This window comes from Pseudoalteromonas sp. CnMc7-15 (genome assembly GCF_022347925.1).
Lineage (GTDB): Bacteria > Pseudomonadota > Gammaproteobacteria > Enterobacterales > Alteromonadaceae > Pseudoalteromonas > Pseudoalteromonas ruthenica.
Window position 1 is genome coordinate 146,066 of record NZ_JAKRFT010000005.1, and the last position, 14,535, is coordinate 160,600.

The following is a 14,535-nucleotide window of genomic DNA, read 5'->3' on the forward strand; positions in this document are numbered from 1 at the left end:
GTGCAAAGCGGAAAAAACATTCGCCCATCATACTAAAAAACCGAATTGTTTGCCTAATTGTACCCTGACTACCTATAAAAATGCCGCCGATATCGTTGTGGCGGCATACTTTGTGACCCGAATAGGACTAATCAATAAGCTGATATTGCTCCTTGAGCACCGCTATAATTTCACTGCGCGGGTCGGTAGGAATTTGCAGTGGCTCGCCAATGATTTTACTAGCAATGCCAACGTAAGTGTCAGACACCTGCATCATTACTTCAACCGGCAACTTATAGTCTTGGGCGAGTTGCTCACGCTCAGCCATGCGCTCTTTATTTAGCAACACATCGCTGTCGGGTACATTATTGATAAGCAGCTGGCGAAACCCCTCTTTGGAATTTTCAATGATTTTACCATCGCGGTATGCGGGACCATCCCAAATACGTGAAGAGTCTGGCGTACCTACCTCATCAATATAGATTAACTGCTCATTGCCCTGCATGTCTTCGACATAACCGAATTCGAACTTAGTATCGACAAAGATTTGATCTAACTTCGCCAGCTCAGCGCTGATCACATTAAATCCTTGCACCAATAAGTGCTCATACTTTGCCACATCAGCTGCTGAGCTAAAGTTGAATGCATCTAGGTTATCGGTGATGTTTTTGCGCGTGATGTTTACATCATCCACGGCTGGCACGTCATCTAGCCCTTCAATAATCCCCTTGGTCGATGGTGTGATCAGCACTTCATCTAACTTTTGGTTCGCGGTTAGCCCCTCAGGTAGGTCGATGCCGCAGAAAGAGCGGATACCTTTAGCGTAATCACGCCACATGCTACCAGTGATATATTGACGAGCAATGGCTTCCACTTTTACTGTTTTGGCTTTACGCACAATCCATACGTATGGGTGTGGAATATCCACAATATGGTTGCCAGCAAGTCCGGCGGCATCAAATTGTTTAAACCAGTGCGCAGCCACTGCATTCAGCGCAATGCCCTTGCCTGGAATGCCGTTTAAGCCCTGCTCACCTTGCCAAATACAATCAAACGCCGAGATCCGATCGGAGATAACCATAATTGCCAACTCGGTCCCCTGTGGCACCGCATACCCTTTTTCTGCAATTAAGCGAGCACTGTCTTGCTCGGTTAACCAGTAAACGGAACGCACTTTGCCGCTGTGCACCGGACCTTGAGTGCGAATAGGTAGATCATCGTTTACATCTAAGACTTTGTAGTTGCTCATGGTTACTCCAAACAAGGGCTAATTTCGATACACCGACCGAGGCTGTGAGCGCGCTATGATAGTTCAGCTGGCAGCGAAGATAAAGATAATCGCCGCAACAAAGCGGACTTTTGTCCTATCTTTTTTATTCTCGACACTGGATAGCCCTTGTACCTGTCATTTAAAGTTAATATTGCGGTAAACTAAACAACATCTTTTTGCTATAGGGGCACGGCGGTGGACTTAGCGAGCAGCACTCAGGGCAAGCGATACCTTATGTATATTTCGCAAAATTACTCCTATGCGATTTTACGCCCTTTACAACAAGTTATTCGCGCTCACGGCGGCGAAGTAAAGTGGTTTTTACAAGGCGATGAAGTTAACCCTGATTTCCTAGCTGCAGACGAATCTCAGTTATTAACCGTTGATGCAATTCGTCAGTGGCGGCCTCACGCAGCGTTTGCACCAGCGAATATCATGCCCACCTTTTTTCCTGGTAAGAAGGTCGCTGTGTTTCATGGCTTTGACGCGGGCAAGTTAAATAGTCGCGGCAAGAACGACCATTTCACCATTCGTGGTTGCTTTGATTTGTATTGTACTCAAGGCCCAAATACCACTGAGCCCTTTACCCAGTTAGCCCAGCAACATGGTTTTTTTCGTGTGCGTGAAACGGGTTGGTCAATGCTCGACCCACTGTTTAGCCCCACACCAAATAACCTCTATAGCAGTGCTGACTCGCGCCCGACTTTATTGATTTGTTCAACTTTTTCCAAGCGCTTGTCACTGGCTCCGGTGTTGGTTGAGCACATTAAAGAGCTCCGCGATAGCGGTAAATACCGTATTTTAGTGCAGTTCCACCCGAAGATGAGTGCAGATATCGTGACGCGATATAAAGCCATGCAAAATGACACTCTCAGCTTTGTTGAAACCGACAATGTCATTCCCCTGTTGCAAGCAGCGGACGTAATGCTCTGTGATACCTCTTCGATTTTGCTAATGTTTTTATTGCTGCGTCGCCCAGTGGTTACTTTTAATAATCAAGCCCCTGCAGCGCACCTTCTCAATGTAACCGATGCGACTCAGGTTGAAGCGGCAATAGACCAAGCGCTGACCCGACCGCCCGAGTTAATGGCTAATATCGAGTCTTTCTGCCAGCAACTGCATCCCTATCAAGATGGTCGCTCAAGTGAGCGCGTATTGGCGGCAACCAATGATTTAATTATCAGTGACGGCGCTGAGCTAAAGGCCAAGCCCCTTAATTTGCTACGCCAGTTTAAGATGCGTAAAAAATTGGCATATTGGCGTTGGTAACGGGCCATTGATCGCATTGCGCTGGCCCTAAAACATGACTGTGATACAGTAACAACAATTGCAAGTCAGCGGTATTGAACGTGATGATTGAAATAGAAAAGCTATGGTTTTCTTGGCATGGTGAAAAGCACACACCCACTCTAGCAATAGACTCGTTGCACATAAAAAAAGGTGAGCATGTTTTTTTACACGGCCCCAGCGGCACCGGTAAATCAACGCTACTGTCGTTACTGGCGGGGATCCAAACCCCGCAACGCGGGCACATTCGCATTGCCGATACCAATCTCAGTGCCCTGAGCAGCGCCAAACGCGATCAGTTTCGTGCCGATCACCTCGGCTATATTTTTCAAAACTTTAATTTACTGCCCTACCTTAGCCCTATCGACAATGTCACCTTAGCCTTGGCTTTTTCCGCTGTTCGCCGCCAACGAGCGCAACGCGCCGGTATGGCAATGAACGAACTGGCAGCCACCTTGCTCACTCAGCTCGGTTTAGATGCGAGCCACCATCATCAAGCGGTTAATACCTTGAGTATCGGTCAGCAGCAACGCGTAGGCGCAGCGCGAGCGGTCATTGGTGAGCCCGAAGTGATCATCGCCGATGAACCCACCTCCGCCCTTGATGAGGACAACCGCAAGGCGTTTATCGAGTTGCTGTTCGAGCAAACCGACAAGACTGGCGCCACGGTGGTGTTTGTGAGCCATGAAAAGTCCCTCGCGCCGCTGTTCTCCAAGGTGGTGAGCCTAAGTGAAGTTAATCAGCTTGCAGGAGTGGCGTCATGATTTTGCTAAAACTCGCCAGCAAAAGCTTATTTAACCGTAAGGCCAGCGTGTTACTCAGTGTCTTAACCATCGCCATTAGCGTTATGATGCTGTTGAGTATTGAACGAGTGCGCGTGGATGCCAAATCAAGCTTCTCCAATACCATCTCGGGCACCGACTTGATTGTTGGCGCGCGTACCGGCGATATTCAACTATTGCTAGCTTCAGTGTTTCGCATTGGCCATATGAACAATGGCGTTAGCTGGCAAAGCTATCAAGCCATTAGTAGTAAGCGCGGCGTTGCTTGGAGTATTCCACTGTCGCTCGGTGATGCCCACAAAGGCTTTGCGGTAATCGGCACCGACTTAAGTTATTTTGAGCACTTTCGCTATGCTAAGAAGCAGCCCTTGCGCTTTGCCCAAGGCCACGCTTTTGCCGGCGTAAACGATGTGGTACTTGGCGCTGACGTTGCTCGCTCATTGGGCTATCAACTTGGCGATAACATTGTTGTTGCCCATGGCATGGGCAACACCAGCTTCCAACAACATGATGATAACCCCCTGACCATCGTTGGTATATTGGCGCCGACCGGCACCCCGGTCGATAAATCGGTGCATGTGCCGTTAAAAGCAATTGAGCTGATGCATGGCAGCGCTCAAGCCAACTCGCACGAGCACGAGCACGAGCACGAGCACGATGAGCATACAACTCACCCAAGCGAACACCACGAACATGGCCAGCACCATGAGCAAAAACACACACCGCACCAAGATTTAGTCGGTACACCAAAACAGATTAGTACCTTTTTACTTGGCTTCGACAGCCCACTATACAGCTTACAAGTACGTCACAATATCAACCAATATCAGGCTGAGCCATTAATGGCGATTATGCCCACCGTAACCCTGAGTCAACTCTGGGAAATGCTTGCCATAGTGGAAAAAATCTTGCTGTTGTTTTCCTTGGTGGTGGTCAGTGTCAGTCTGCTAGGAATGCTTACCACCTTGCTGGCAAACCTGTCGCAACGGCGCCGGGAGCTCGCTATTTTACGTTCTGTGGGCGCCAAGCCGTGGCATATTTTTTCCTTAATGAGTATAGAAGCCGTGCTGATCAGCGTTATTGGTACCGCCTTGGGGTGTGGCTTATTTTACGCGGCCATGTTGGCCAGTCAGTCTTTACTGCAAGCTCATGGGGGCATTAGCTTGAGTATCACTCCTTTGTCAGGCTATGAACTGAGCTTAGTCGCAGGTATCATTATCGCTGGCTGGATTGTCGGTATACTGCCGGCAGCACGCGCTTATTTCTACTCGCTAAACGATGGTATGAGCATTAAAACCTAGGATATTTATGAAGTTTATTTACGCAAGTTTGGTGCTTTTGAGCACCGCTTTGACAGGCTCGGCAATGGCCAATGAGCCCCTGGAGATTTTTTGGGAAGACCTGGTGCCAGAAGGTCATGTTGCGGTCGATACACGCAATAATTCATCAAGCCACGAAGGCAGTGAGCAAAACTGGGTGCAGCCAAATTTAGATGCCCCAGTGGTACAAAAATACAATGGCAAAACCGTAAGCCTTCCCGGCTTTGTGGTGCCTTTGGAGGGAGACAACGAGTCCATAACTGAGTTTCTCTTAGTGCCTTATTTCGGCGCGTGTATCCATGTGCCGCCACCACCACCGAATCAAATTGTACATGTGACCATGAAAAATGGTGTGCCGATCGATAGCCTCTATGACGCGATAGTGGTGACCGGGGTCATGCAGGCTGATAGCTGGAGCGGTGAAATCGCAAAAACCGGCTACAAAATAGCAGGCGTCGGTGTTGCCCCGTTCGAGCTATAGCAAAATCAATTGGCCAAGGACATCCCTTGGCCGCCCACCTCAGCGCTGACACTTTTTACAGTAAACCGTTGAGCGCCCGCCTAAACGTATTTCCGTCAGCGTAGTCGCACAACTTGTACAAGGCTCCCCTTTACGGCCATAGACCAATAATTGCTGCGCAAAGTAACCGGGTTTACCATCGCTTTGGGAGAAATCTTTTAATGTCGTGCCCCCCTGCTCAATCGCCGCCGCGAGGGTCGCCTTTATTAACGGTGTGAGCTTTTGATAGCGTGCAAGGCTGACTTTCCCGGCTTCACGCTTAGGATGAATCCCGGCTTTGAACAAAGATTCATTGGCATAGATATTACCGACCCCAACCACCACCTGGTTATCCATAATAAATTGCTTAATGGGTTGCTTTTTATTACGAGAGCGCGCAAACAGCCACTGCGCATCAAAATCAGCGGTCAGTGGCTCTGGCCCTAATTTTTGGAATACCGAGTGCACACTGTCCAGTGGCTGCCACAGACATGCGCCAAAGCGGCGCGAGTCATTTAGGCGCAAACTCAGGCCGTTCGCAAACTGAAACTCAATATGATCGTGCTTTTTTAACGCCGTGTTGCTATCAACAACCCGCAAATGTCCGGACATACCCAGGTGTAAAATCACCGCTCCCTCATCGCAGTGCAACAGCAAATACTTTGCACGACGACTTACCTGAGTAATGACGTTACCTGCTAGGGCATAGACCTGTTCGCTCACCGGCCAACGTAGTTGCGGTTGATGAACATTTACTTGGGTAATGGTTTGCCCCTCAATGTGGGGGGCAATGCCTAAACGGCTTACTTCGACTTCGGGAAGCTCAGGCATAAGTTAGTTACTCGCTAATTGTATAAACAGCTGCTGCGCTTGATGTGTCGTTAAGCTATACCAGCGCTGCTGTTGCTTGTTAAATAATCGATAGTGCTGCTGCTCTTTATAGAGCACATAAACATAGGGGGTTGGCTCTCCTGCAAGCGTTAAGGTTGCGGCTAAAAGAGGCGCTCCGCCAAGCGGCTCAGCTAACGGCGCTCTTTGTTGTTGCCAAGCGCGAACATTGGCTTCTAGCGTTTGAATATCAGCGCTTGGTTGCGCCGCATCGCTGTCCTGTTGCATACGCCAGCTGGTGCCAATACGCTCAATTTTTATGCCGGGATACTCTAAAGTAAGAATATAACTCTGCGCTGGTAACAAAGGTTGCGGCCCTTTAGGTTCATCATCGCCACCAAGCCTATGATGTAACCCATTGAACACAAAGATCATAATCAACATGGCGAAAATAATTAAGTTATTCCACCCTTTGCGCGAAAGTTTAATTGCAGCCATGGTTTATGCCCTATAGAAATTAATCCTCCCAGTGTAACCAAAAAGTCGTGCCCAAGCAGCCCATTTGCCGCTACCGCAGAGCTAAAAATTATTGCTACAATAACGGCAAAATATTTAGGAGAGTCGATATGGCAATGTATGTAGTGGGACACAAGATCCCTGATTCTGATTCGATCTGCGGTGCAATTGCACTGGCGTACTTAAAAAATCAAATTGGTGAAGAGGCGATCCCTACGCGTTTAGGCGAGGTATCACCGGAAACCCAGTTCATCCTTGACCGTTTTGGCTTCGAAGCGCCAGAACTGAAAATGAGCTACGCTGGGGAAGAGGTGTATATTGTTGACCACACCGAGAAAACTCAAGCCCCTGATGATATTGACCAGGCGACTGTAGTCGGCGTGGTCGATCACCACAAACTAGGCGATTTAACCACATCCACACCGCTTGAATGTTGGATTCGCCCGGTCGGCTGCTCAAACACCATCATTAAAATGATGTATGACTTCTACGGCGTCGATATTCCAAAAGATATCGCCGGCTTGATGATGTGCGCTATTTTAAGTGACACGGTGATTTTCAAGTCGCCGACTTGCACCACCGCCGATATCAAGTGTGTTGAGGCTCTTGCAGAGATCGCTGGTGTTGACGATGCCAAAGAGCTCGGCATGGAAATGTTCAAAGTTAAATCAGCCGTTGAAGGCACGCCAGTGCGTGATTTGGTCATGCGTGACTTTAAAGACTTCAATATGAATGGCAACCTAGTGGGCATCGGTCAGTTAGAGGTTATCGACCTGGCGGTATTTGACAACATAAAAGCCGAATTACATGCTGATCTTGCTAAGCTTAAAGAAGAGGGCAGCCGCCACAGTGTGCTGTTGTTGCTCACCGACATCATGAACGAAGGCTCGCAAATGCTAATCGCTTCTGCTGACGAAGGCATCATCGAAAGAGCCTACGGCGAACAAGTGGCTGACTCTCAGGTATGGTTAGACGGCGTACTTAGTCGCAAAAAGCAGGTAGTGCCACCGCTGCAAGACGCATTTGCAGGTTAATCCCCGCTTTTTAGTATGTTAAGCCAGCAACCTCGCTGGCTTTTTTATTGCCCACAACAAGGGCACTGCGGGTCTTTCTGCAATTGTATTGCCCTATGGCGCAAAGTCTCGCCATCAACACAGTGCAACACGGCCGCTCCATTGCCCTTAAGCAAATAGTTAATGGCGAGCATGGCCTGTTGTGCACCGACAATGCCCAGCAAGGGCGAAATCACCCCGAGTGTGGCGCAATTAGCGGTGGGGTTATCGCTGTGCGGCGGAAACAGACAGGCATAACAGGGAGAGGTGCTATCGCCAAAGTCGAACAACGCAAGGTGCCCTTGGTGTCCCACCGCAGCGCCGCTAATTAGCGGCACCTGCGCCTCTTTGCAGGTTTTATTGAGCAGATAACGGGTTGCAAAGTTATCACTGCAATCAAGCACTAAATCACACCCCGACAACGCCGTGCTTAAAGTATGTGCGCTCGCCCGTTGGCACAGTGGCTCTAGGGTTATGTCGCTATTTAAGCTGGCTAACACTTTATTCGCCGCCTTCGTTTTAGCTTGCCCGAGATGATTAAGCTTGAACAAAATTTGCCGCTGGAGGTTAGATAGCTCGACCTCATCATCGTCCATAAACCGCACTTTACCCACGCCGCTGGCGGCAAGGTAAAGCAGCGCGGGGCTGCCTAAGCCGCCGCAACCGACCACCAGCACGGTGGCTTGCTTTAGGCGCAACTGCCCCGCCTCGCCAACATCATCAAGCAATAACTGCCGAGCGTAACGGATACGTTCTTTGTTACTGAGCGCGTCACTGTTCACTGCGCCCGTCCTTGATTGCTTGCTGTAACTGCGCAATCGCCTGTGTAGGATGCGCTGCTTCGGTTATCGCCCGAACCACGGCGACACTGCCGACACCGGTATTGACCACCTCAGCGATACGCGTCAAATCTATGCCACCAATGGCCACCGTGGGGTAATGAGCTTGCATCAATGGTACAAAGTGACGCAGCTTCTGCAGGCCCTGAATTTGCCCGGTCATATCCTTGGTGGTGGTTGGGTAAATCGCGCCCAAGGCGATATAGCTGGGCCGGTAATTGTGCGCCAGTAGCATTTCATAAAAGCCATGAGTAGAGAGCCCTAAGCGCAGGCCAGCGTCTTGAATAGCGCGCAGGTTGGCATTGTGTAAATCCTGTTGCCCCAGATGCACACCGTAAGCGCCATGCTTTAACGCTAACTGCCAGTGATCATTGATAAACACCTGAGCATCGTGGGCACGCCCCAAGGCAATGGCCTGCTTGATAGCTTCTTCTAACTGCTCGCCATGGCAGTCTTTCATGCGCAGTTGCACGGTTTTGACACCGTGCTCCAAGCACAGCTGCAACCAATCAACACTGTCGACCACGGCGTAGAGCCCAAGTTGCTGTGGGCAAGGCGCGAATCCGGCGGCATAGTTAAAATCGGCAGCACATGGAAAATCAAGCTCATCGCCAAGCCAACTTCCGGGCTCGATCACTTGCGGAAAATCAGCAAGTTCACTCGGCCAACGCGTTTGCGCTACCGGGCCTATGCCTTCGCCGTAGCGCTGCGCGCTTTTCAACCCGGCATTGATATAGGCTTTGCCAAGAATAAAGGCATCTTTAAGCGGATACCCCTTAGCCAAGCAACTAGCAATAACGGATGACAACGTACACCCCGTGCCATGGCTATGGGGAGTGGTGATGGTGGCGTTGCCAAGCCAATATTCTTGTTCACCTTCGCGGCAGTAATCAACACAATATCCTTGTGGGTAGTCCCAATGTCCGCCTTTAATTACCACACTTTTTGCCCCCCACTGCTGCAATCGTTTCGCCGCTTCACGCAACGCATCGGGGCCAATAAGGTATATGCCGGTGAGCATTTGTGTTTCATGGACGTTGGGAGTGATTACATCAACCAAGGGCAATAAATGGGTTTTAATGGCATCGGCAATATCGTCTTGAGCGTCTTCCTCAATCAGACTATCACCACTTGTGGCAATGGCCACCGGGTCGTAAACCACATGAGGAGGGTACGACCAGTTGTCGCGATAATAACGTAAATGTTCGGCTACCAGTTGGATTTGCTGCACATTGGCGAGCATCCCTATCTTGATTGCTTGGGGACGAAGGTCATTGGCTAAGGCTTGCAATTGAGACTCCAGCACCGCCTGTGTCACTGGATTTAGTGCTTCCACGCCCAGGCTATTTTGTGCTGTCAGTGCGGTAATGGCGCTACATCCATGCACACAAAAGCTGTGCATCGCTTTCAAGTCGGCTTGAATGCCTGCGCCACCGCCGCTATCAGAGCCGGCAATGGTCCATACTACTTCACTCATATATCCTCACTCATTGTGTGCCATGCAGGCATGCCCAACGTCGGCGTTGACGGCACGGCAGTCGACTTTTCCACCATGGGCCCTGCTAAATAACTTTGTCTGCCAGCCACGGTGGCATTGGCAAAGGCTTGTGCCATCAACACAGGGTCGTTGGCTCCTGCTATGGCCGAGTTTAGTAGCACGGCATCCACGCCCATTTCCATGGCTTGGCAGGCGTGAGAAGGCAACCCTAACCCGGCATCGACAATCAGCGTAACATCGGGTAAGCGCTCGCGAATAGTATGCAATGCATAGGGGTTTAATATGCCTTTGCCAGTACCGATGGGCGCAGCCCAAGGCATAATAACCTCACAGCCAGCGCTCACTAAACGCTGGCACACTACCAGATCATCGGTGCAATAAGGAAGCACCTTAAAACCCTGTGCCAATAATTGCTCAGCAGCAGTAACTAGGGCGATAGGGTCTGGCTGCAAGTTGTAGTCATCACCAATGAGTTCGAGCTTTATCCAGTCGGTGGCGAAAACCTCACGACACATTTGCGCCAAGGTCATCACCTCTTGCACACTGTGGCAACCTGCGGTGTTGGGCAGCACCGTTAACCCGGTATCTTTGATCAGCTGCCAAAAGTCATCTCCTCCAGCGTGAGAGTTCTGCCGACGCAGAGACACCGTGACGATTTCACTGCCACTGGCGGCAATCGCTTGATGCATGCATTGCGGCGATGGGTATAAGGCTGAGCCAATCAGCAGCCGACTGCTGAAAGACTGACCATAGATAGTAAAAGCGTCGCTCATCTAACCTCCTTGAATGGGTGCAAGGATATCCACTTTATCGCCTTCTTTCAGGGCGGTGTGCCCATAGTCTTGCTGCGCGACAAAATGGCCATTAACAGCGGCGGCGAACGGCGGTTTAGCCGCAAACGCAGTGATTGCCTCACTCAATGCAGCCTGCTCTGGCACGGTAACAGGCGTTTCGTTTATATAAATCTGCATATCTTCACCTTGGTTTTATACGGCGGTATTAAACTGCGCCAATGCCCGCTTAACGACAATGGGCGCGAGCATATAGCCATGGCGATATAAGCCATTAATGCTAATCACCTTGCCCCTTTGCTCAATATGTGGTCGGTTATCGTTATAGGCTGGGCGCAGCCCAGCACGCAAGGACTCAACGGTGGCTTCAGCAAAGCCACTATGGACACTGTAAGCTGCGGATAACAGCTCTAAGGTAGAGCGCACCGTGATAGCTCGGGTATCTTGTGATTCAATTTCGGTGGCGCCAATGACATAGCGATGGTCTGGCTTAGGAGCGATATAAATCGGATAACGCGGATGCATGAGCCGCACCGGCCGGCTCAAGCGTACTTCCGGTGCATGCACTCTAGCGACCTCGCCACGCACACCCCGCAATGGGGTGTGCGCAGTTTTCGCCCCGATGCCGCGACAATCGATGACGGCTTGATAGTCTTGTGCTGCGAGCGCGTCAACGTCCACATCGGCATTAAAGGTAAAGCACACGCCACGACGTTTTAGGCTGAGGTAACTGTGCTGATAAAAGCCTTGATTATCGAGCTGTCCCTCGCATGGCAGGTATAGCCCTTTGCCAAAGCGCCCTGCCAGCTCGGGCTCCAGCGTCTGCAACTGAGCACCGTCAATGTCTTGCCCAGCAAAGCCCGCCAATGGCTTTAACTGTTTGCGGAAATGCGCCATAGCGCCGTGATCCTGGGGGTAGGCAACAATAATACTGCCAGCTTGCTGAAACTGAACCGGTTCATCGAGCAAGGCCAAGAGTTTTGGCCATAATGCCAAAGCAGCAAGGCCATCCTCAGCGAGGTCTTGTTCACACAGTACCGATTCGGCCATTGGCGCAAGCATCGCAGCCGCCACGTGCCCAGCACTACTGTGGCCGTGCTCATCACCGCGTTCAAACACTTCAATATCATAGTGCTGGGCAAGCAGCAGTGCGGCCACCCGGCCGCACACACCAAAGCCAACAATGGCTATTTTTTGGGCCATTAATATACCTTATGGTAGAGCTCGCTGCCTGAGGCTTTAAACTCTTCTGATTTCGCCTGCATTTGCGACTCAACATCAACCATGCGAATACTGATTTCCTCGCCAAGATTATTGGGGTCGATGCCTTTAGACTCCAGATCTTTGGCGTAATCACGTACTTCCTGAGTGATTTTCATAGAGCAGAATTTGGGCCCACACATCGAGCAAAAATGCGCGACTTTTCCTGACTCTTGCGGCAAGGTTTCATCGTGATACTCGCGCGCCCGGTCCGGGTCGAGACCCAAGTTGAATTGATCGAGCCAACGAAACTCGAAACGCGCTTTTGATAAAGCGTTGTCACGCTCCTGCGCCCCTGGATGCCCTTTGGCCAAATCGGCTGCGTGGGCGGCAATCTTATAGGTGATTAAGCCTTCTTTAACATCTTCTTTGTTAGGCAGCCCCAAATGCTCCTTCGGCGTGACATAGCACAACATCGCGCAGCCATACCAAGCGATTTGCGCCGCGCCAATGCCTGAAGTGAAGTGGTCGTAGCCTGGGGCAATATCGGTGGTTAACGGGCCTAAAGTATAAAACGGCGCCTCGCCGCAATGGGCTAACTGCTCGTCCATATTGTCTTTGATTAAATGCATCGGCACGTGACCCGGCCCTTCGATAAACACTTGCACATCATGCTGCCATGCTATTTTGGTAAGCTCGCCTAAGGTGCGTAGTTCACTGAATTGTGCTTCGTCATTGGCATCGGCAATCGACCCTGGACGCAGCCCATCGCCCAACGAGAAACAAATATCGTACTGCTTTAAAATTTCGCAAATGTCTTCAAAGTGGGTGTAGAGGAAATTCTCTTGGTGATGCGCTAAGCACCATTTCGCCATAATAGACCCCCCTCGGGAGACAATACCTGTGACCCGCTTTGCGGTCATAGGCACATAACGTAATAGCACCCCAGCATGGATGGTAAAATAATCGATGCCTTGCTCGGCTTGTTCAATCAGCGTATCACGGAAGATTTCCCAGGTAAGATCTTCGGCCACGCCATTTACTTTCTCAAGCGCCTGATAAATCGGCACTGTGCCCACTGGCACCGGCGAATTACGGATCACCCATTCTCTGGTTTCGTGAATATAGCGCCCGGTTGATAAATCCATAATGGTGTCGGCCCCCCAGCGGGTGGACCACACGGTTTTTTCTACTTCTTCTTCGATGGATGAGCTAACCGACGAGTTACCGATGTTAGCATTCACTTTCACCAAGAAGTTACGCCCGATGATCATCGGCTCGGACTCGGGATGATTGATATTATTAGGGATCACTGCTCGCCCTCGTGCAACCTCATCTCGGACAAACTCAGGGGTAATAAATTCGGGGATACTGGCACCAAAAGATTGCCCAGGGTGCTGCTGAGCTAATAACTCCTTGCGCACCTCTGCACGGCCCATATTCTCGCGAATGGCAATGTACTCCATTTCTGGGGTAACGATCCCTTGGCGAGCGTAATGCATTTGCGTGACATTTTTACCCGCCTTAGCGCGGCGCACCTGCGGTAGATGCTCAAAGCGAATATGGTCAAGCCCTTCGTCAGCCATACGCTGCTGAGCAAACTGCGAGCTTTTATGATCTAATAGCTCGGTGTCATCACGCTCTGCAATCCAAGCCTGGCGGAATTTAGGCAGGCCTTTGCGCACATTGAGCTCAAAATCTGGATCAGTGTATGGCCCTGAGGTGTCATAAACACGAATAGGGTCGTTTTTTTCGTAGATGGGATCTTCTTCACTGCCGCCAACAAAGGTATCGCTTAATGCGATTTCCCGCATACCCACTCGCACTCCGGGCTGCGAGCCCTCAACATAGACTTTTTTGGAATTGGGGAAAGGCTGCCCCGTAAGGTTGTGGATGTATTCAGACGCCGCTTCACGGCTTTGACGACGGCTTGGTTTGGTTTTCTGTGACATGACGCACCTCACTATTTTACTGAGTATTGGTCTTGTCTGGAGGCGATAGAGCCTGTGGTCCGCGCGCATAAGCGCTGCTTTGGCTGGGCATGGTTTGTGCCATTACGGCACAAGCGTGCCGAGGCAAGCTTGTTCCCTACGCAGGTGTGAGCCTGATCAGGTTAACGGATCCCGCATTTGCGATCTCAGCCCTTCAGTTAGGGCACTCCGACAAGTATTCGCCAGCAGTCTAGCTTACAAACTCATTGTTGCGCAAGCCAGCGGTCAAGATGATTGGCAAATTGTTGTTTGTCTTGGGCACTCAAAGGGGCTTGGCCACCGGTTTGGATGCCGCTGCTTCTTAAGGTATCCATAAAATCACGCATATTAAGGCGCGACTTGATATTCTCTTTGGTGTACAGCTCACCCCGTGTATTCAATGCTAACGCGCCCTTATCAATTACTTCCGACGCTAATGGGATGTCGCTGGTGATCACCAACTCGCCAGCCTGAACTTGCTGTACGATTTCATTATCCGCCACATCAAAACCCGGCATGACTTGCTGCATACGCAAGAAATCTGATGCTGGCAAACGCAGGTATTGGTTGGCAACAAAGACCGCTGTGGTTTTCGTGCGTACCGCAGCGCGGCAGATAATTTCGCGGATAGCGACGGGACACGCATCGGCGTCAACCCAAATAGTCATGGCGTTTCTTCCTAATTAAATAGGTGTGCAGTATATC

Annotated in this window: 15 protein-coding genes and 1 riboswitch; of the genes, 5 read left to right on the top strand and 10 right to left on the bottom strand. The window is 50.5% G+C overall.

The window, feature by feature from the left end; all coding sequences use genetic code 11:
• Positions 1-127 precede the first annotated feature (127 nt).
• Entirely contained in the window at positions 128-1,228 is a 1,101-nt protein-coding gene (locus tag MHM95_RS13225; RefSeq protein WP_022943348.1) for a phosphoribosylaminoimidazolesuccinocarboxamide synthase, read from the bottom strand.
• A 255-nt stretch (positions 1,229-1,483) separates the two neighbouring features.
• Between MHM95_RS13225 and MHM95_RS13230 the strand changes: the two genes are divergently transcribed.
• The 4 genes from MHM95_RS13230 to MHM95_RS13245 all read left to right on the top strand — a co-directional run bounded on the left by MHM95_RS13230 (position 1,484) and on the right by MHM95_RS13245 (position 5,118).
• Complete coding sequence (locus MHM95_RS13230) at positions 1,484-2,518, top strand: CDP-glycerol glycerophosphotransferase family protein (RefSeq protein WP_239385518.1); 1,035 nt, start codon at positions 1,484-1,486, stop codon at positions 2,516-2,518.
• Between the two features lie 83 nt (positions 2,519-2,601).
• Positions 2,602-3,300: an ABC transporter ATP-binding protein gene (locus MHM95_RS13235; protein WP_045979254.1), complete on the top strand. Its 699-nt coding sequence runs from the start codon at positions 2,602-2,604 to the stop codon at positions 3,298-3,300.
• Complete coding sequence (locus tag MHM95_RS13240) at positions 3,297-4,619, top strand: ABC transporter permease (protein ID WP_239385519.1); 1,323 nt, start codon at positions 3,297-3,299, stop codon at positions 4,617-4,619. The genes MHM95_RS13235 and MHM95_RS13240 overlap by 4 nt, the downstream gene beginning before the upstream one ends.
• A gap of 7 nt (positions 4,620-4,626) precedes the next feature.
• A complete protein-coding gene (locus MHM95_RS13245; protein WP_022943344.1) occupies positions 4,627-5,118 on the top strand; it encodes a DUF3299 domain-containing protein in 492 nt (163 codons plus the stop codon).
• A 39-nt stretch (positions 5,119-5,157) separates the two neighbouring features.
• Here MHM95_RS13245 and mutM read toward each other — a convergent pair whose 3' ends face one another.
• On the bottom strand, positions 5,158-5,967 hold the full coding sequence (gene mutM / locus MHM95_RS13250; protein ID WP_151173412.1) for a bifunctional DNA-formamidopyrimidine glycosylase/DNA-(apurinic or apyrimidinic site) lyase: 810 nt from the start codon (positions 5,965-5,967) through the stop codon (positions 5,158-5,160).
• A gap of 3 nt (positions 5,968-5,970) precedes the next feature.
• Complete coding sequence (locus MHM95_RS13255; RefSeq protein ID WP_239385520.1) at positions 5,971-6,462, bottom strand: hypothetical protein; 492 nt, start codon at positions 6,460-6,462, stop codon at positions 5,971-5,973.
• Between the two features lie 128 nt (positions 6,463-6,590).
• On the opposite strand from MHM95_RS13255, the gene MHM95_RS13260 reads away from it, so the two are divergent.
• Positions 6,591-7,514 (top strand): manganese-dependent inorganic pyrophosphatase, encoded by a 924-nt coding sequence (locus tag MHM95_RS13260; protein ID WP_045979250.1) that lies wholly within the window; start codon positions 6,591-6,593, stop codon positions 7,512-7,514.
• Positions 7,515-7,558: 44 nt separating this feature from the next.
• Here the strand turns inward: MHM95_RS13260 and MHM95_RS13265 are convergent, their stop codons facing one another.
• The 7 genes from MHM95_RS13265 to MHM95_RS13295 form a co-directional block, all read right to left on the bottom strand.
• Positions 7,559-8,314, bottom strand: a complete 756-nt coding sequence (locus tag MHM95_RS13265) for a HesA/MoeB/ThiF family protein (protein WP_045979249.1) — start codon at positions 8,312-8,314, stop codon at positions 7,559-7,561.
• On the bottom strand, positions 8,304-9,848 hold the full coding sequence (gene thiE, locus MHM95_RS13270; RefSeq protein ID WP_239385521.1) for a thiamine phosphate synthase: 1,545 nt from the start codon (positions 9,846-9,848) through the stop codon (positions 8,304-8,306). The genes MHM95_RS13265 and thiE overlap by 11 nt, the downstream gene beginning before the upstream one ends.
• Positions 9,845-10,642, bottom strand: a complete 798-nt coding sequence (locus tag MHM95_RS13275; protein ID WP_151173415.1) for a thiazole synthase — start codon at positions 10,640-10,642, stop codon at positions 9,845-9,847. The genes thiE and MHM95_RS13275 overlap by 4 nt, the downstream gene beginning before the upstream one ends.
• The gene (thiS, locus tag MHM95_RS13280) at positions 10,643-10,840 is read right to left on the bottom strand and encodes a sulfur carrier protein ThiS (protein WP_022943337.1); all 198 of its coding nucleotides are present in this window, start codon (positions 10,838-10,840) and stop codon (positions 10,643-10,645) included. It abuts the gene before it with no gap.
• Positions 10,841-10,855: 15 nt separating this feature from the next.
• The gene (locus MHM95_RS13285; RefSeq protein ID WP_239385522.1) at positions 10,856-11,863 is read right to left on the bottom strand and encodes an FAD-dependent oxidoreductase; all 1,008 of its coding nucleotides are present in this window, start codon (positions 11,861-11,863) and stop codon (positions 10,856-10,858) included.
• Positions 11,863-13,812, bottom strand: coding sequence for a phosphomethylpyrimidine synthase ThiC (gene thiC / locus MHM95_RS13290; protein WP_045979244.1), 1,950 nt, complete (start codon positions 13,810-13,812; stop codon positions 11,863-11,865). The genes MHM95_RS13285 and thiC overlap by 1 nt, the downstream gene beginning before the upstream one ends.
• A 116-nt stretch (positions 13,813-13,928) precedes the next feature.
• Positions 13,929-14,032: riboswitch (TPP riboswitch) on the bottom strand.
• A gap of 22 nt (positions 14,033-14,054) precedes the next feature.
• Positions 14,055-14,498, bottom strand: coding sequence for a YaiI/YqxD family protein (locus tag MHM95_RS13295; RefSeq protein WP_045979243.1), 444 nt, complete (start codon positions 14,496-14,498; stop codon positions 14,055-14,057).
• Positions 14,499-14,535: the final 37 nt, after the last annotated feature.

Bases quoted from the DNA above. Each gene is read 5' to 3' on its own strand.
- MHM95_RS13295 (WP_045979243.1), bottom strand. From the start codon at position 14,498: ATGACTATTTGGGTTGACGCCGATGCGTGTCCCGTCGCTATCCGCGAA.
- thiS (WP_022943337.1), bottom strand. From the start codon at position 10,840: ATGCAGATTTATATAAACGAAACGCCTGTTACCGTGCCAGAGCAGGCT.
- MHM95_RS13235 (WP_045979254.1), top strand. From the start codon at position 2,602: ATGATTGAAATAGAAAAGCTATGGTTTTCTTGGCATGGTGAAAAGCAC.
- MHM95_RS13260 (WP_045979250.1), top strand. From the start codon at position 6,591: ATGGCAATGTATGTAGTGGGACACAAGATCCCTGATTCTGATTCGATC.
- MHM95_RS13275 (WP_151173415.1), bottom strand. From the start codon at position 10,642: ATGAGCGACGCTTTTACTATCTATGGTCAGTCTTTCAGCAGTCGGCTG.
- MHM95_RS13255 (WP_239385520.1), bottom strand. From the start codon at position 6,462: ATGGCTGCAATTAAACTTTCGCGCAAAGGGTGGAATAACTTAATTATT.
- MHM95_RS13225 (WP_022943348.1), bottom strand. From the start codon at position 1,228: ATGAGCAACTACAAAGTCTTAGATGTAAACGATGATCTACCTATTCGC.
- thiE (WP_239385521.1), bottom strand. From the start codon at position 9,848: ATGAGTGAAGTAGTATGGACCATTGCCGGCTCTGATAGCGGCGGTGGC.
- thiC (WP_045979244.1), bottom strand. From the start codon at position 13,812: ATGTCACAGAAAACCAAACCAAGCCGTCGTCAAAGCCGTGAAGCGGCG.
- MHM95_RS13230 (WP_239385518.1), top strand. From the start codon at position 1,484: ATGTATATTTCGCAAAATTACTCCTATGCGATTTTACGCCCTTTACAA.
- MHM95_RS13245 (WP_022943344.1), top strand. From the start codon at position 4,627: ATGAAGTTTATTTACGCAAGTTTGGTGCTTTTGAGCACCGCTTTGACA.
- mutM (WP_151173412.1), bottom strand. From the start codon at position 5,967: ATGCCTGAGCTTCCCGAAGTCGAAGTAAGCCGTTTAGGCATTGCCCCC.
- MHM95_RS13240 (WP_239385519.1), top strand. From the start codon at position 3,297: ATGATTTTGCTAAAACTCGCCAGCAAAAGCTTATTTAACCGTAAGGCC.
- MHM95_RS13285 (WP_239385522.1), bottom strand. From the start codon at position 11,863: ATGGCCCAAAAAATAGCCATTGTTGGCTTTGGTGTGTGCGGCCGGGTG.